This is a genomic window from Burkholderia sp. FERM BP-3421 (genome assembly GCF_028657905.1).
Classification (GTDB): domain Bacteria; phylum Pseudomonadota; class Gammaproteobacteria; order Burkholderiales; family Burkholderiaceae; genus Burkholderia.
In genome coordinates this window covers 2,495,128-2,512,131 of sequence record NZ_CP117781.1, presented here as the reverse complement: position 1 = coordinate 2,512,131, position 17,004 = coordinate 2,495,128, and the positions used below count along the sequence as shown (strand labels likewise).

Annotated in this window: 13 protein-coding genes; 9 read left to right on the top strand and 4 right to left on the bottom strand. The window is 69.2% G+C overall.

Features of this window, described 5'->3' with window-relative positions; genetic code table 11:
* The first annotated feature begins 81 nt into the window (after positions 1–81).
* From Bsp3421_RS13905 to Bsp3421_RS13895, 3 genes are all read left to right on the top strand, one after another.
* Positions 82–2,238: a TonB-dependent copper receptor gene (locus Bsp3421_RS13905; protein WP_273996515.1), complete on the top strand. Its 2,157-nt coding sequence runs from the start codon at positions 82–84 to the stop codon at positions 2,236–2,238.
* A gap of 237 nt (positions 2,239–2,475) precedes the next feature.
* Positions 2,476–3,567 (top strand): esterase/lipase family protein, encoded by a 1,092-nt coding sequence (locus tag Bsp3421_RS13900; RefSeq protein WP_273996514.1) that lies wholly within the window; start codon positions 2,476–2,478, stop codon positions 3,565–3,567.
* A 3-nt stretch (positions 3,568–3,570) separates the two neighbouring features.
* On the top strand, positions 3,571–4,605 hold the full coding sequence (locus Bsp3421_RS13895) for a lipase secretion chaperone (protein WP_273996513.1): 1,035 nt from the start codon (positions 3,571–3,573) through the stop codon (positions 4,603–4,605).
* Positions 4,606–4,608: 3 nt separating this feature from the next.
* Here Bsp3421_RS13895 and pdxR read toward each other — a convergent pair whose 3' ends face one another.
* Positions 4,609–6,129 carry a MocR-like pyridoxine biosynthesis transcription factor PdxR gene (pdxR, locus tag Bsp3421_RS13890; protein ID WP_273996512.1) on the bottom strand — a complete coding sequence of 507 codons (1,521 nt, stop codon included), beginning with the start codon at positions 6,127–6,129 and terminating at the stop codon, positions 4,609–4,611.
* Positions 6,130–6,236: 107 nt separating this feature from the next.
* Between pdxR and Bsp3421_RS13885 the strand changes: the two genes are divergently transcribed.
* From Bsp3421_RS13885 to Bsp3421_RS13870, 4 genes are all read left to right on the top strand, one after another.
* A complete protein-coding gene (locus Bsp3421_RS13885; RefSeq protein WP_273996511.1) occupies positions 6,237–7,325 on the top strand; it encodes an ABC transporter ATP-binding protein in 1,089 nt (362 codons plus the stop codon).
* Positions 7,326–7,392: 67 nt separating this feature from the next.
* A complete protein-coding gene (locus tag Bsp3421_RS13880) occupies positions 7,393–8,439 on the top strand; it encodes an ABC transporter substrate-binding protein (RefSeq protein WP_273996510.1) in 1,047 nt (348 codons plus the stop codon).
* Between the two features lie 102 nt (positions 8,440–8,541).
* Positions 8,542–9,801: an ABC transporter permease gene (locus Bsp3421_RS13875; RefSeq protein ID WP_273998401.1), complete on the top strand. Its 1,260-nt coding sequence runs from the start codon at positions 8,542–8,544 to the stop codon at positions 9,799–9,801.
* A 22-nt stretch (positions 9,802–9,823) separates the two neighbouring features.
* Positions 9,824–10,663 (top strand): ABC transporter permease, encoded by an 840-nt coding sequence (locus Bsp3421_RS13870; protein WP_273996509.1) that lies wholly within the window; start codon positions 9,824–9,826, stop codon positions 10,661–10,663.
* A 43-nt stretch (positions 10,664–10,706) separates the two neighbouring features.
* On the opposite strand, the gene Bsp3421_RS13865 is transcribed toward Bsp3421_RS13870, so the two are convergent.
* Positions 10,707–12,455 carry a S53 family peptidase gene (locus Bsp3421_RS13865; protein WP_273996508.1) on the bottom strand — a complete coding sequence of 583 codons (1,749 nt, stop codon included), beginning with the start codon at positions 12,453–12,455 and terminating at the stop codon, positions 10,707–10,709.
* Positions 12,456–13,192: 737 nt separating this feature from the next.
* Here Bsp3421_RS13865 and Bsp3421_RS13860 point away from each other — a divergent pair.
* Together Bsp3421_RS13860 and Bsp3421_RS13855 are read left to right on the top strand one after the other, a co-directional pair.
* Positions 13,193–14,548 carry an MFS transporter gene (locus Bsp3421_RS13860; protein ID WP_443111514.1) on the top strand — a complete coding sequence of 452 codons (1,356 nt, stop codon included), beginning with the start codon at positions 13,193–13,195 and terminating at the stop codon, positions 14,546–14,548.
* 332 nt (positions 14,549–14,880) lie between these two features.
* Entirely contained in the window at positions 14,881–15,435 is a 555-nt protein-coding gene (locus tag Bsp3421_RS13855; protein WP_443111449.1) for a LysE family transporter, read from the top strand.
* A gap of 94 nt (positions 15,436–15,529) precedes the next feature.
* Here the strand turns inward: Bsp3421_RS13855 and Bsp3421_RS13850 are convergent, their stop codons facing one another.
* Complete coding sequence (locus Bsp3421_RS13850; RefSeq protein ID WP_273996506.1) at positions 15,530–15,724, bottom strand: DUF1289 domain-containing protein; 195 nt, start codon at positions 15,722–15,724, stop codon at positions 15,530–15,532.
* Positions 15,725–15,727: 3 nt separating this feature from the next.
* Positions 15,728–16,999: a CDF family Co(II)/Ni(II) efflux transporter DmeF gene (dmeF, locus tag Bsp3421_RS13845; protein WP_273996505.1), complete on the bottom strand. Its 1,272-nt coding sequence runs from the start codon at positions 16,997–16,999 to the stop codon at positions 15,728–15,730.
* Positions 17,000–17,004 lie beyond the last annotated feature (5 nt).

Genomic DNA, 17,004 nt, shown 5'->3' with positions numbered 1-17,004 from the left:
GTTTCCCGTTTTTCGTTCATGCAGCCCCGTATCCGTTCGATGCACGCATCGCGCGGCGGGGATACTTTTGGGTGTCGATTCATGTCTATCAAATCCTCGCGCGGTACGCGCACGGCTGGCGCGACCGCTTCGCGCCGTTATCGCCGACTGCTCGGCGCGACGATGCCGGCGCTCGCCGCAAGCGCCTTCCACGCCGCGCCGGCCGCCGCGCAAGTCCCGCCGGCCGCGCCCGCGCCGGCCGCGCATGTGCACGCCGACGCGCCGCTCGTCGAAGCACCCGTGTCGCCCACCATCGAGGTGGTCGCGTCGCCCGACGTGACGCCGCTCGTGGTCGTCACTGATCCGAAGACGCCGCGCCAGCCCTTGCCCGCGAGCGACGGCGCGGACTATCTGAAGACCATCCCGGGCTTCGCCGCGATCCGCAGCGGCGGCACCAACGGCGATCTCGTGCTGCGCGGCATGTTCGGATCGCGGCTGAACGTGGTCGCGAACGGCATGTCGATGCTGGGCGCGTGTCCCGGCCGCATGGATGCGCCGACGTCCTACATCGCGCCGGAAAGCTACGACAAGGTGACCGTGGTCAAGGGCCCGCAGACCGTGCTGTACGGTCCCGGCGCATCGGCGGGCACGGTGTTGTTCGAGCGCGTGACGCCGCGCTTCAAGGCGCCCGGCATGCGGTTCGACGGCAGCCTGGTGGGCGGCTCGTTCGGGCGCAACGACCAGAACCTCGACGTCACCGCGGGCACGCCCGATTTCTACGGCCGGGTCACGGCCAATCACGCGCATTCGCAGGACTACAAGGACGGCAACGGCGATACGGTGCCGTCGCAATGGGACAAGTGGAACGCCGACGCGGCGCTCGGCTGGACGCCCGACGACAATACCCGCCTCGAATTAACGGCGGGCACGGGCGACGGCTACGCGCGCTACGCGGGGCGCGGCATGGACGGCGCGCACTTCCGACGCGAGACCTTCGGCCTGCGCTTCGAGAAAAAGCATATCGGCAAGGTGCTCGAGCGCATCGAGGCGCAGGTCTTCTACAACGAAGCCGATCACGTGATGGACAACTACACGCTGCGCAGTCCGGATCCGACCAGCAGCATGCCGATGCGGATGGCCTCGGAGGTGCGGCGGCGCACGCTGGGCGGGCGGGTGGCCGCGACGCTGCGCTTCGCGGACGATTTCAAGCTCGTGACCGGCGTCGATGCGCAGTCGAACCGGCTCGACTCGCGCGGCGCGATGGGGCGGCAGAACTACGGCGACAAGCCGTGGAATCCGCAGGCGAACATGTGGAACCTGGGCGCGTTCGGCGAACTGACGTGGTATGCCGACGAGCGTTCGCGCGTGATCGGCGGCGCGCGGCTCGACTACGCGAGCGCGCGCGACAAGCGCGCGGCGATGAGCGGCATGAAGATGACGATGGCCAATCCGACCTTCGACGACGATCGCACGCGCGTGCTGCCGAGCGGCTTCATCCGCTACGAGCGCGATCTCGCCGCGCTGCCCGTCACCTGGTATGCGGGCGTCGGCCATACCGAGCGCTTCCCGGATTACTGGGAACTGTTCTCGGCCAAGCGCGGCCCGGCCGGGAGCGTGAACGCGTTCTCGGCGATCAAGCCGGAGCGGACGACCCAGCTCGACGTCGGCGCGCAATACAAGGGCGATCGGCTCGACACCTGGGTATCCGCGTACGCGGGCTATGTGCAGGACTTCATCCTGTTCGACTACGCGGCGGGCATGATGGGCCCGACCAGCCGCGCGACCAACGTCAACGCGCAGGTCATGGGCGGCGAACTGGGCGCGTCGTGGCGGCCGGTCGCGCCGTGGCGCTTCGAGACCTCGCTCGCCTACGCGTGGGGCCGCAATGCGACGAGCGGTGACCCGCTGCCGCAGATGCCGCCGCTCGAGGCGCGCTTCGCCGCCGAGTACACGCGCGGCGCATGGTCGGCAGGCGGCCTGTGGCGCGTTGTTGCGCCGCAGCGTCGCTATGCCCTGAACGAGGGCAACGTGGTGGGCCGGGACTTCGGGCCGAGCGCCGGCTTCGGCGTGCTGTCGCTGCATGCGCAGTATCGGATCAACAAGGCGGCGCAACTGTCGATCGGCATCGACAACGTGCTCGACAAGGCTTATGCGGAGCACCTGAACCTGGCCGGCAACGCGGGCTTCGGTTATCCGGCCAACGCGCCGGTGATGGAGCCCGGGCGCATCGCATGGGTGCGCCTGAGCACCCGCATGTGACGATCGCGCAGGCTGACGCCGCGGCGCAGCATGCGTCATGGTGGACGGCGCCCCGCCGGGCGCCGTCCACGTCGTCAAGAGTATTAGAAATCCCGTTCTAAACGCGACAAATGATCATTAGGTGTGCTTCACTCCGTCAGTCGGCGCACGGGCGTTCGTTTTAATCGTCAAACTCTGTCAAGCAACGCATCCGGGCGCGCCGTACAGGGCAACATCCCTACACATAAGGAGACGAAGATGGCCAGATCGATGCGTTCGAGGGTGGTGGCGGGTGTGATGGCGTGTGCGATGAGCGCGGCGCCGGCGGCAGGGATCACGGCATTGCTGTCGCTGGCGGCGCCGCAGGCGGCGGTGGCGGCGACGGCGACGGACAACTACGCGGCGACGCGTTACCCGATCATCCTCGTGCACGGCTTGACGGGCACCGACAAGTACGTGGGCGTCCTCCCGTATTGGTATGGCATCCAGGAAGACCTGCAATCGCACGGCGCGACCGTCTACGTGGCGAACCTGTCCGGCTTCCAGAGCGACGATGGCCCGAACGGGCGCGGCGAACAGCTGCTCGCCTACGTGAAGCAGGTGCTCGCGGCCACCGGCGCGACCAAGGTCAATCTGGTCGGCCACAGCCAGGGCGGCCTGACGTCGCGCTATGTCGCGGCGGTCGCGCCTCAACTGGTCGCATCGGTCACGACGATCGGCACGCCGCATCGCGGCTCCGAATTCGCCGACTTCGTGCAGAACCTGCTCAAGGTCGATCCGACCGGCATCTCGTCGACGGTGCTCGCGGCCTTCGTCAATGTGTTCGGCATTCTGACGAGCAGCACGCACAACACCAACCAGGACGCGCTCGCCGCGCTCCAGACGCTGACCACCACGCAGGCTGCGAGCTTCAATCAAAGTTATCCGAGCGTGGGCCTCGGTGCGCCCGGCTCCTGCCAGACCGGCGCGGCAACCGAGAACGTCGGCGGCAACACCCACCTGCTGTATTCGTGGGGCGGCACCGCGATCCAGCCGACCTTCTCGGTGCTCGGCGTGACGGGCGCAACCGATACCAGCACGATTCCGCTCGTCGATCCGGCGAACGTCGCCGATCCGTCGACGCTCGCGCTGCTCGGCACCGGCACCGTGATGGTCAACCGCGGCTCGGGCGCCAACGACGGCGTGGTGTCGCGTTGCAGCTCGCTGTACGGGCAGGTGCTCAGCACGAGCTACAAGTGGAACCACCTCGACGAGATCAACCAGTTGCTCGGGGTGCGTGGCGCGTATGCGGAGGACCCGGTCGCGGTGATCCGCACGCACGCGAATCGTCTCAAGAACCAGGGCGTGTGAACGATGCCGGGTGATCGTCGCGGGACCGCGCGCCGGGGCGCGCTGTATGGCGTGGCGGGGCTCGTCGCGGCGGGCGCGGTCTGGTATTTCGCGGCAGCGCCGCGGGCGCCCGCGCAGGTGGCGACGCCCGCGTCCGACGTGGTTGCGGCGGCGTCCGCGCCGCCGGCCGCCGCCGTCGGCGCGAGCGGGGCCGGCGCGCTGCCGGCGTCGCTCGCGGGCTCCAGCGCGCCGCGCCTGCCGCTCGACGCGCAAGGCCATCTGGCGAAGTCGCGGGCCGTGCGCGATTTCTTCGACTATTGTCTGGCCGCGCAGAGCGACCTGACGGCAGCGGAGCTCGACGCGCTCGTGAAGCGCGAGATCGCCGCGCAGCTCGACGGTTCGCCCGCGCAACAGGAGGCGCTCGACGTATGGCAGCGCTACGGCCGTTATCTCGCCGAGCTGGCGCGCCTGCCCGATGGCGGCGGGGTGCCGGACAAGCTCGATACGGGGGCGATGCGGCTCGCGCTCGACGCGCGCGCGTCGCTCGCGAGCCGCACGCTGGGCGACTGGAGCGAACCGTTCTTCGGTGCGGAACAGCAACAGCAGCGCCACGATCTCGCGCGCCTGAAGATCGCGCAGGACCCGAACCTCACGCCGGCGCAGAAGACGGCGCGCCTCGCGGCGCTCGACCAGGAACTGTCGCCCGCGCAGCGCGCGGAGCAGGCGCGCATCAAGCAGCAGCAGGATGCGATCGGCCAGATCGCGCGCCTGCAGCAGTCGGGCGCGTCGCCCGACGAATTGCGCGCGCAGCTCGCGCAGACGCTCGGGCCGGCCGCGGCCGAGCGGGTCGCGCAGATGCAGCGCGACGACGATGCATGGCAGGCGAAGTACCGCGACTACGCGGCGGCGCGCGCGCAGCTCGATGCGCAAGGCTTGTCGCCGCAGGACCGCGACGCCCAGCTCGCGCAGTTGCGGCAGCGTTACTTTACCGAGCCGGGCGAAGCGCTGCGCGCGGCGTCGCTCGATCGCGGCGGCGACGCGGGGCCGCGTGCGCAGTGAGCTTCAGGCAGCGCGCGGCGAGGTGTGGATCAGGTGGGTGTCGATGATGCGCGCGAGCGTGTCGAACGCGGGTGCGATGCGCGCGTGCGGCACGCAGGCGTACCCGAGCAGCAGCCCCGCGCGCGCGGTCTCCGCCTGGCTGTAGTAGATGGTCAGCGGCCGCACGATCACGCCCGCGTCGAACGCGGCCTGCGTGACCTGTCGATCGTCGCAGCGGTCGGGCAGCCCCAGCACCAGATGCAGTCCCGCCTCGTCTCCCATCACCGGCAGCACCTCGCCGTAGCGCGCGCGGATTGCGTCGATCAGCAATTGGCGACGCTCGCCGTACAGCGCGCGCATGCGCCGGACATGCGAGGTCAGGTGGCCGTCCAGGATGAATTCGGCGAGCACGGCCTGCTGCATCAGCTGTCCCTCGCGATACAGCTCGGACAGTCCGATCCGGAAGGTCTCGACGAGATGCTCGGGCACGACCATGTAGCCGAGCCGCAGCCCGGGGAACAGCATCTTGCCGAGACTGCCGACATAGATCACGCGCCCGGCGTCGTCGAGCCCCTGCAGTGACGCGAGCGGACGGCTGCCGTAGCGGAATTCGCTGTCGTAGTCGTCCTCGATGATCCAGCACTGGTGCTGGCGCGCGTATTCGAGCAGCATGCGTCGCCGCGCGAGGCTCATCACCATGCCGAGCGGGTACTGGTGCGACGGCGTGACGAGCGCGAGGCGCGGCGGCGCCTGCATGTCGTGCGCGCGCGGCGCGAGGCCCTCCTGGTCGACCGGCACCGGCGACAGGTGCAGCCCGGCCGCCTGCAGCACGCTGCGCGCGCCCCAGTAGCAGGGCTCCTCCACCCACGCGCGGTCGCCGACGTCGGCGAGCAGGCGCACCGCGAGATCGATCGACTGATGGATGCCGGTCGTGATGATCACCTGGTCGGGCGAGCACTTGACCGAGCGCGCGACCCGCAGGTAGTCGGACAGCGCGCGCCGCAGCGGCCGGTAGCCGCCGCCGGGCGCGTAGGTCAGCAGGTCCGGGTTCGCTTCCTTCCACAGCCGCGCCTGCAGCCGGCTCCAGGTCCGCGCGGGGAATTCCGCGACGTCCGGTACGCCCGGCATGAAGGCGCCCCATTGCCGCCTCGACACCCCGGCGTGCTCGATCAGCCGCCGGCCGCGCGTCGACAGTCCGCCGCGCGCGCCGGGCCGTGCGCGCGCATCGTCGGGATGCGGCGGCGCGGCATCCGGCGCGTGCAGCGCGGCGGCGTCGGGGCGGGTGTCGGCGACGTAGGTGCCGCTGCCCGTCGTGGTCAGCACGTAGCCTTCGGCCGTCAGCTGATCGTAGACGTGCAGCACCGTGTTGCGCGCGATCGCAAGATCGGTCGCGAGCGTGCGCGAGCTGGGCAGCTTGGTGCCCGGAGCCAGCTCGCCCGTCAGGATCGCCTGCTGCATCAGCCGCAGCAGCTGCCGGTACATCGGTTCGGCGGACCCGCGTTCCAGCCGCGTGGTCAGCCAGTCGGAAAGGATCACGGTGTCCAAAGTGGTTCTACCGGGAATATTGAAATGGCTCCCTATTGTAGAACCGTGCCCGTCTTATAGTGAAACGCAACGCAAAAATGTTCCGCGCACGAAGAGGGGAAGTCACGATGTCCACCGATGATGTGATCGTCAGCTTTCGCGGCGTGCGCAAGACTTACGACGGCGAGACGCTGGTCGTCAAGGCGCTCGACCTCGACATTCGCCGTGGGGAATTCCTGACCCTGCTCGGGCCGTCCGGCTCCGGCAAGACCACCTGCCTGATGATGCTCGCGGGATTCGAATACCCGACGGGCGGCGAGATCCGCCTCGACGGCGCGTTGCTCAACCGGGTGCCGCCGCACAAGCGCGAGATCGGCATGGTGTTCCAGAACTACGCGCTGTTTCCGCACCTGAGCGTGGAGCAGAACGTCGCCTATCCGCTCGCGGTGCGCCGGGTGCCCGCGCCCGAGCGCGCGGCGCGCGTCGCGGACGCGCTGCGGATGGTGCAGATGGAGCGGTTCGCGAAGCGCCATCCGGCCCAGCTGTCGGGCGGCCAGCAGCAGCGCATCGCGCTCGCGCGCGCGCTCGTGTTCGCGCCCAAGCTCGTGCTGATGGACGAGCCGCTCGGCGCGCTCGACAAGCAACTGCGCGAACACATGCAGTACGAACTGAAGGCGCTGCACGAAAAGCTCGGGCTGACCTTCGTGTACGTGACGCATGACCAGGGCGAGGCGCTGACGATGTCGGATCGCGTCGCGGTGTTCGACAAGGGCGTCGTGCAGCAGCTCGACACCGTCGATCGGTTGTACGAGACGCCGTGCAACGCGTTCGTCGCGAATTTCGTCGGCGACAGCAACCGCCTGCGCGGCACGGTCGCGCGCGTCGACGGCGAACGCTGCGAACTGCAGCTCGACGACGGCACGCGGCTCGTCGGCAGCCCGGTCGGCGCGGTGCGCGCGGGCGCGCCCGCCGTCGCGTGCATCCGGCCCGAGCGGATGCGCATCGCGCCGGCCGGCTCCGCGCGCGATAACGCGCTGAGCGGCGAGGCGCGCGGCCTGATTTATTTCGGCGACCACGTGCGGATGCGCTGCGCGGTGCCGGGGCAGGACGAGTGCGTCGTCAAGGTGCCGCTCGGCGCCGTCGCGCTCGACGATTTTTCACCGGGCGCGCCCGTCGCGCTCGCCTTCGCGCCCGAACACCTGCGCGTATTCGCGTAGGCGCGTGGGCGCTTTCGCCGCACTCGCACGATTCATCCCGCGGTCACCCGTCCTCAGAGGAGTCACCATGAAGCCTGCATTCTTCGCGCCGCGCCGCGCGGCCGTCGCGCTCGCGCTCGCCACGTGCGGCGCGTCCGCGTTCGCCGCCGAACTGACCGTCGTCAACTTCGGCGGCGCGAACGGCGATGCGCAGAAAGCCGCGTTCAACCAGCCGTTCGAGCAAGCCACCGGCAACCGGGTCACGGCCGTCGAGTACAACGGCGAGCAGGCCAAGGTGAAGGCGATGGTCGAGGCGAAGCACGTGAACTGGGACGTCGTCGAGGTCGAGTCGGGCGACCTGAATCGCGGCTGCGACGAGGGGCTCTACGAGAAGCTCGACTGGGCCCGGATCGCGAAGAAAGCGGACCTGATTCCCGAGTCGCCGCAAACCTGCGGGGTCGGCTTCTTCGTCTGGTCCACCGCGCTCGCCTACAACGCCGACCGCCTGAAGGGCGCGCCCGCGGGCTGGGCCGATTTCTGGGACGTGAAGAAATTCCCGGGCAAGCGCGGCATGCGCAAGGGCGCGCGCTACAACCTCGAATTCGCGCTGATGGCGGACGGCGTCGCGCCGAAGGACGTCTACGCGGTGCTCGGCACGAAGGCGGGCCAGGACCGCGCGTTCCGGAAGCTCGACCAGCTGAAGCCCTACATCCAGTGGTGGGAGGCGGGCGCGCAGCCGCCGCAGTTCCTGGTGGCGGGCGACGTGGTGATGTCGACCGCGTACAACGGCCGGATCGACGCGGCGCAGAAGGAAGGCAAGAACCTCAAGGTCGTATGGAGCGGCAGCATCTACGACCTCGATTACTGGGCGATTCCGAAGGGCTCGCCGAACAAGGCGCTCGCGGAGCAGTACATCGCCTATTCGCTGACGCCGAAGCCGCAGCAGACCTATGCGCAGCACATCGCCTACGGTCCGGCGAACGTCGCGGCGATCCGCGCGCTCGATGCGAAGACGCTCGCGAACCTGCCGAACTCGCCCGCCAACGGCCGCCATGCGGTGCTGCAGGACATCGGCTTCTGGACCGATCACAGCGACGAACTCGAGCAGCGCTTCGCGGCCTGGGCGAGCAAGTAGGCGCGGCCGCGCCGTGCGCGGTCAACGGTTGCGCGGGCTGCCCGTCGGGGCGCCGCGCGCTGTCGCCGGCCTCGCGCCGGCAGGAGGGGGAGAGTGGATACGATGACGATCGCGACCGGGCCGAACGGTTCGGCGCCCGCGCTCAAGCGCGAGCTGAAGGCTGCCGGCGCGCGTCGGCGGGCGCTGGCGCTGCTGCTCGTCGCGCCGCTCGCGGTGTTCTTGTTGCTGGTGTTCGTGGCGCCGATCGGCGTGCTGTTGACGCGCGCGGTGCAGAACCCCGAGATCGCGACGGCGCTGCCGCATACCATCGCCGCGCTCGCGGGCTGGGACCGCCGCGCGGCGCCCGGCGATGCGGCCTACGGAGCGCTCGCCGCCGACCTCGCGGTGGTGGCCGACAGCGATGCGATGGGCGCGCTCGCGCGCCGCCTGAACACGGAGATTCCCGGCTATCGCTCGCTGGTCGCGAAGACCGCGCGCGCGATGCCGCTCGCGGCGGACGGCGGCGGGGCGCTCGCGCCCGCGCAGGCGCGCGCGAAGCTGATCGAACTCGATGCGCGTTGGGGCGATCCCGCGTACTGGCAGGTCATCGCGAAGAACGGCGGCCGCTATTCGCCGTTCTACCTGCTCGCGTCGCTCGATCACCGGCAGGACGGCTTCGGCCGGATCGCGCCCGCCGATCCCGACCAGTCGATCTATCTGGCGATCTTCGGCCGCACGCTGCTGATCGGCTGCGCCGTGACGCTGTTCGCGCTGGCGCTCGGCTATCCGCTCGCCTACTGGATCTCGACCTTGCCCGAGCGGCGCGCGAACCTCGTGATGATCGTCGTGCTGATTCCGTTCTGGACCTCGGTGCTGGTGCGGGTGGCCGCATGGATCGTGCTGCTGCAGAACGAAGGGCTCGTGAACCGCGCGCTGCTCGGCGCGGGGCTCATCGACGCGCCGCTCGCGCTGCTGTTCAATCGGACCGGCGTATACATCGCGATGACGCACATCCTGCTGCCCTTCATGATCCTGCCGCTCTACAGCGTGATGAAGGGCATTCCGCGCACCTGCCAGCGCGCGGCGGTGTCGCTCGGCAGCCATCCGTTCGCGGCGTTCTGGCGCGTCTACGTGCCGCAGACCTACCCGGGCGTCGCCGCGGGTGCGCTGCTGGTGTTCATCCTCGCGATCGGCTACTACATCACGCCCGCGCTGCTGGGCGGGCCGAACGACCAGATGGTCAGCTACTACGTCGCGTACTTCACGAACGTGACGATCAACTGGGGCATGGCGTGCGCGCTGGGCGGCCTGCTGCTCGCCGCGACGCTCGTGCTGTATGCGCTGTATGGCCGCTTCGCACGCAACCGGCCCGGGCTCGGTTGATGCGCACTGCTTGGGGATGCCGATGAAATTGCCTGCCGGACCGTGGTTTGCGCCGCACCTGACGCCCGCCGAACGCGCGTGGCGCGTCGCCCAGCGCGCGTTCGTCGCGCTGACGCTGCTGTACCTGATCCTGCCCGTGCTGGCGATCGTGCCGCTGTCGTTCTCGTCGAGCACGTTCCTGGTCTACCCGATGCCGGGCTGGTCGCTGCGCTGGTACGCGAATCTGCTCGGCTCGGACGAGTGGCGCACGGCGGCGAAGAACAGCTTCATCGTCGCGCCGGCCGCCACCGCGCTCGCGACCCTGCTCGGCACGCCGGCCGCGGTCGGGCTCACGCGCGCCGAATTCCGCGGCAAGGGCGTGCTGATGGCGGTGCTGCTGTCGCCGATGATCGTGCCGGTGGTGGTGGTGGGCGTCGGCATGTATCTGTTCTTCGCGCCGCTCGGGCTCGCGAACACGTACACCGGCCTGATCTGCGCGCATGCGGCGCTCGGCGCGCCGTTCGTCGTGACGACCGTGTCGGCGACGCTGCAGGGCTTCGATCGCAATCTGGTGCGGGCGAGCCAGTCGCTCGGCGCGGGGCCGCTGACGACGTTCTTTCGCGTCACGCTGCCGACGATCGCCCCCGGCGTGATGTCGGGCGCGCTGTTTGCGTTCGCGACCTCGTTCGACGAAGTGGTGGTGACGCTGTTCCTCGCGGGCGCGGACCAGACCACGCTGCCGCGCCAGATGTTCACCGGCATCCGCGAGAACATCAGCCCGACGATCGCGGCGCTCGCGACGATCCTGATCGTGTTCTCGACCAGCCTGCTGCTCGCGCTCGAATGGCTGCGCGGCCGCCAGGTGGCGCGCGCGGTGGCCTGAGCGCGCGGCGCGGGGCGGATGGGCCCGGCGCCGCGCCGCAGGCTTAGCGGAAGGTGCCCGCCTGGATCGCCTGGTTCAGGTTGGAGATGTCGATGCTGCCCCAGCCGGTGGTGTAGTCCCAGCCGGCGCCCGCGTTGTAGCCGTAGCCCTGGTAGCCGTTGTTGCCGGACACCACGTCATAGCGCACGAGCGACGGGTTGGACGGGATCGAGCGGTAGAAGCTGCCGGCCGGGAAGCCGAGGTTGCCGCCGTTGGCCGCCAGGATGCGCGCCCAGAAGCCCGTGAACAGCGGCGCGGACAGGCTCGTGCCGCCGATCTGCTGCTGCTGGCCGCCGCTGTAGATCAGCGCGCCGGTGCTGGACGCCGCGTCGAACGCCACGTCCGGCAACTGGCGGTTGCTGCCCGACTGCCACGACGGATTCGGCGTGATGGTGCTGACGCCGCCGCCCGTCGACCACAGCTTGCCGTTGCCGTCGAGCCCTTCGTTCCACACCGTTTCGCTGCTCAGCGCCGAGCCCGACGTGTAGAGCGTCGTGCCGCCGATCGCGAGCACGTGCGGCGACGAGGCTGGCCACGACACCGTATAGTTCGAGCCGTCCGGATAGCCGCGGTTGTTGCACTCGTACACGCCTTCGTCGCCCGACGACACCGAGAACGTCTGGCCTTGCGCGACCGCCTGCGTGAAGATCTGTTCCTCGGCGCTCAGCGTGCCGTCCGCGTTCGCGTCGGTTTCGCACCAGCCGAGCGACACGTTGATGACCTTCGCGACGTTGTCCGACACCGCCTGGTTGAACGCCTGCGTGAGGCCGGTGTTGCCCGTCGCGCCGTCGTCGGCCATGTAGAAGATCAACTGGCCGACCTGGCCGCCCGCCGCGCCGACGATCGACTGGCTGTCGAGATCCCATTCGCCCTGACCCTCCGGATCGTCGGCGTAGTTGCCGTTGGGGCCGTTGGTCTGGATCGCCTGCGTGTTGACGGACGCATAGCCGTTCGCGCTCGTGAACTGCTGCAGATCCTGCAGCGCCTGCGACACGCCGCCCTGCGTGATGATGCCGACCGTGGTGTTCGCGGCGGCGGGCACGTTGGTCGCGTCATAGATCGCGGGGAATTCGGACGGCTGGTGGGCGGTCGCCGTGCCGTCCGCGAGCCTGGTCGGCTTCGAGATCGCGGTGACCTTGAGCAGCGGATGGGCGCGCGCCACGCTCTGCAGGCCGAGCACCGCGCCGACCGTATCGCCGAGCGCGCGCGGCACTTGCGCGCTCGCCGAATTGGCGAAGCCCGCATGGCCCGCGTATTCGAAGTGCACGAGCGGCGTGTTGAATGCCGCCTTCACGGTGCCCGCCGTGCCGCGCGCCGATACCAGCAGGCGGTTCGATGCGACCTTCACGTCGATGAAGCCGTTCTTGCGCAGATAGGCGCTGACGGCCTGCACTTGCGCGTCGGTCGGCGCATAGTCGGCGAGGAATTGCTGGTGGGTCAGGAAGTGGCGGTACTTCGGGCTGCGCGGATCGTTCACGTCGCGGGCCAGCGCCTGCAGGCGGGCTTCGTTGCGCAGCTTGAGGCTGAGTACGACGTGCGTGCCTTCGCCGGCGGCCAGCTCGGTGGACGCCGGGTGGGCGCCCCTCGCCAACGTTTGCAACTGCGCGCCGGTCAAGAAAGCTTTGGTGTGCGTATCGACCCAATCCGTCGTCGCTCCGTGCGCCACGCCTGCGGCGATGACGAGCGGCCACGCGCAGGCCAGTCGCCTGCACAACGGGGAGAGGGAGAGTGCAAATCTGACGTTCCTGTTCATCGAGTGTCCCTTTGAGGAATTGCGACGTTTTATGTGGCCCGGATCCTTTTGAAATCACGAGCGAGATGAGCGTATGCGAACGAAATAGCAGTCGGTAGCTGTTACTGTTGACAGAAAAATGGTGGTCAGCGATTTCAATATCTGGGTATGCCGTGAAAGGCTTGGGGCGGGGGAGAGCGAGGAATGAAGCGTGCGGAAAAGTGCATAAATCCCGTTAATGATTCGGGATCCATAGAATGAAAATAGGCGCTATATGAAGCCAATGGAAGATGAAAAATTCGTGACGGAAAATCGATAAGATGGCTTCGGGGTATATCGAATCGCGGCTTGGCGGTCGGGCCCGGCCGCGAGCCTCGCGGGAGGCCGCGCGATGCGGTGTGCGCGGGATGGCGTTCGGCGACGAAGGTGTGTGTCGACGCGGGGTCCGCCGGGCCGGGCGCGCGCGATGCGCGCGAATACGGTGCGCGCCTTTTCTCATCGAGGCCGGTCGAGGCGCGACAAAGCTTTCGATTGGCTGACGCGCGATGCGCGCGTCTGCACGTCTCGCGCGGCTCTGCAACAATGGCGGGACGGCGGCGCGCGCATCGCGCGCCGCCGGGTCGTTCAACCTGTCATCCGGAGCCGGCCGGCGCGCGTCATCGCCGCAACCGCTTCCGCGTGCCCCGCCGTAGAGTTCCATCTTGTCAGATACAGTCCTTCCCGCCGGCGTCGCGCAGCCGGCGTTCAATTGGCGTGCGATGGCCGCGATCCTGCTGGCCGTCGCGCTCGCGACCGTCGATACCGCGATCGCGAACACCGCGCTGCCTGCGATCGCCGCCGACCTGCACACGGCGCCGGCCGCGTCGGTCTGGATCATCAACGCCTACCAGCTCGCGATGGTCGCGACCCTGCTGCCGCTCGCGGCGCTGGGCGATATCGTCGGCCACCGGCGCATCTATATCGGCGGGCTCGTCGTGTTCACGCTTGCCTCGCTGGCATGCTCGCTGGTGTCGACGCTGCCGATGCTGACCGCGGCCCGGGTGGTCCAGGGGCTCGGCGCGAGCGCGATCATGAGCGTCAACACCGCGCTGATCCGCTGCCTCTACCCGCCGCACCGGCTCGGGCGCGGCGTCGGCCTGAACGCGCTGATCGTCGGCGTGTCGTTCGCGATCGGTCCGACTCTCGCGTCGCTGATCCTGTCGCTGGCCGATTGGCCGTGGCTGTTCGCGGTCAACGTGCCGCTCGGCCTCGTCGCGCTCGCGGTTGCGATTCCGTCGCTGCCGCAGACCGCGCGCGGGACGCACAGCTTCGATCCGCTCGCCGCGCTGTTCAACGTCGTGACCTTCGCCGCGCTGATTTTCGCGCTCGGCGAGGCCGCGCAGCGCGGCCCGCTCGTGATCGTGCTGGCCGCCGCCGCGCTCGCGCTCGGCTTCGGGCTGCTGCTGGCCTGGCGCGAGCGCGGGCGGCCCGCGCCGATGCTGCCGGTCGACCTGTTCCGCCGGCCGGTGTTCGCGCTGTCGGCGCTGACGGCGGTCTGCGCGTTCAGCGCGCAGGGGCTCGCGTTCGTGTCGCTGCCGTTCTACTTCGAAGAGGTGCTGCATCGCTCGGCGGTCGAGACGGGTTTCCTGATGACGCCGTGGTCGGTGGTCGTCGCGCTGGCCGCGCCGATCGCGGGCCGGCTGTCCGACCGCTATCCGCCGGGATTGCTCGGCGCGGTCGGGCTCGCGCTGCTGTGCGTCGGGATGGCGCTGCTCGCGGCTCTGCCGCCGTATCCGCACGTGGTCGACATCGGCTGGCGCATGGCGCTGTGCGGCGCGGGTTTCGGGTTCTTCCAGTCGCCGAACCTGAAGGCGCTGATGGCGAGCGCGCCGCCCGAGCGCAGTGGCGGCGCGAGCGGGATCATCGCAACCGCGCGGCTGATCGGGCAGGCGACGGGCGCGGCGCTGGTCGCGCTGAGCTTCGGCCTTGCGGGCCGGCATGGGTCGACGCTCGCGCTGACGCTCGGTGCGCTGTTTGCCGGCGCGGCGAGTGTCGCGAGCGGCTTGCGCCTGTTTGCGCGGTCGCATCGGCAGGGACAGCCGGTGGCGGCGCGGGGAGGAAGGGGCCGGGCGTGAGGGCCGGCGCTCGTCGGGACCGCCGAGCATGCGGCGCCGCAGGCGCGGACAGATGCATTGCCCCCGGGGCGGCGGCCCGGCGCGCCTTGCTGTCGAGCGTGTTCCGTGGCGGATCGATCCGCGAGCCTGGGCGCTGCCCGGCTCGCGCGTACCGCGCGTACCGCGCGTACCGCGCTCAACGCGCTCAACGCGCTCAACGCGCTCAACACGCTCAACACGCTCAACACGCTCAACACGCTCAACACGCTCAACACGCTCAACACGCTCAACACGCTCAACACGCTCAACACGCTCAACGCGACGTGCCCGGCTTGTCCGCTGCGTGAAGCTTCGTGGTCGCGCGCAATGCCGTCGCCCTGTCGCGCAGGAACGGATTGGCTACGGCGGTCGGCATGGGCATCGGCTCGGTGTGCTTCAGCGGCATCGCCCTGGCGGGGCTTTACTCCCTGTTGAGCCGCGTGGAATGGTTGTACGTGGGGCTCAAGGTGGCGGGCGGCGCTTACCTGCTTTATCTGGCGGTGAAAATCTGGCGTGGAGAGGCCGCGCCGCTGTCGATCGACCCGGCATCGCCAACGACGACGGCGAGTCTGGGCAGTTCGTTCCGGACGGGCTTGAGCACGCAACTGACCAACCCGAAGACCGCCATCGTGGATGGCCGCATCTTCGCGGCGCCATTGCCGCAGACGCCGCCTCTCTGGTGCTACATCGCATTGCCGCCGCTCGTGTTCGCCGTCGAATGCGGCTGGTATGCGGTCGTCGCGCTGTGTTTCTCGAACCGCGCGCTGGGGCGGTGGTATCTGGATGCGAAGCAATGGATCGACCGCGCCGCGTCGGCCGCCATCGCGGCGCCCGGGTTGCGCCTGATGCTTGCCGCGGGGCGGGGATAGCGTCCGCATCCACCCAGGCGGCGTGGGGGCGGTGCGCGATGCCGCGCGCCCGGGCCGTCCCGGGGCGGCGGCCCGGGCCCTCGCCGCGTCGACTTCATCCCTGCGGGTTCGGGGCGGCGCGCTTCACCTTGGCCTGCCGCCGGGCTCTCTCGTTGAGGATCTGGTGACGGCGATGGCCGGTCATTTTCTTCCAGCCGCGAATTTCATCGCGCGTGCGAAAACAGCCGATGCAAAGTCCGGATTTGCCGTCGAATGCGCATACGTCGATGCAAGGCGATTTGAGTCCCATGGTTCAGCCGGCGGCGTGCGCCGGATTCACTTCGACCGTCAAGTGCGACAGCGTCTTGAAGCGTTTGAGCGCGGCATGGTAGTAGCCGGGCGTTCGCTGCGACGCCGCCGTGGCCACCGAGATCGCGGCGCTCATGTGGCCCGGGCCCACGCGCCATACATGGAGGTCGAGCACGGTATCGCCGTTGTCTTCGATCACGTGGCGCACGCTCTCGGCCATGCGCCGGTCAGGGCTCATGTCGAGCAGGATGCGGCCCGTATCGCGCATCAGGCCCCACGACCAGTTCGCGATCACGAGAGCGCCGATCACGCCCGCGAGCGGGTCCATCCACAGCCAGCCGAACGCGCGCGCCAGCAGGAGGCCGACGATCGCGAGCACGGATACCGCGGCGTCCGCGATGACGTGAATGTACGCCGAGCGGATGGTGTGGTCGCGGTTTGTCGCGGCGTGAACACCCTCGTGCTCGTGCGCGTGCTCCTCGAACGCGATGCGGTGCTCGTCGCCCGCGAGGTGAACGACGGCCTCGAATGCGTGAGGTTCGGGAATCTCCTCCTTCGACTCCAGATAACCCTCGCGTTCGGCGAATGCGAAGGTCTGGCGTGTGCCGTCGGGGCGGACCGTCGTGACGGAAGCCTCGTCGGCGCCGAGTTTGGAAGGCGGTGCTTGCGGCGTGATGCGGAACACGGGCGGCACGCCGTCCTCGAAGACCGTCACGGCGAATGTGCCTGCGCGGCCGACGATGCGATGCTCCGCTGCGTCGTGGGCGTGCCCGTGACCGTGCGCATGGTCATGGCCATGACCATGGCCGTGATGGCCGCCGCTCAGCAGCCAGACGCTCGCGAGATTGACCAGGAGGCCGAGCACGGCGATGGGAATCGCCTGGGCGAAGTGGATGGGCACGGGCGCGAGAAAGCGCGAGACGGCTTCGTATCCGATCAGCAGCGCGATCATGGCGAGCACGATGGCGCTGGTGAAGCCCGCGAGATCGCCGAGCTTGCCCGTACCGAATACGAAGCGCGTGTCGGCCGCATGCCTGCGCGCGTAGGTGTACGCGAGCGCGGCGATCAGCATCGCGCCGGCGTGCGTCGACATGTGCAGGCCATCGGCGACGAGCGCGAGCGAGCCGAACAGGCTGCCGCCGACGATCTCGGCCACCATCATCGCGCTGCACAGCGCAATCACCATCCAGGTCCGGCGTTCGTTGTCCTCGTGGGCGGCCCCCAGGAAGATATGGTCGTGGCCTGCCCCGAAAGCGGAATCTTCGAACGGGCTCATGTTTT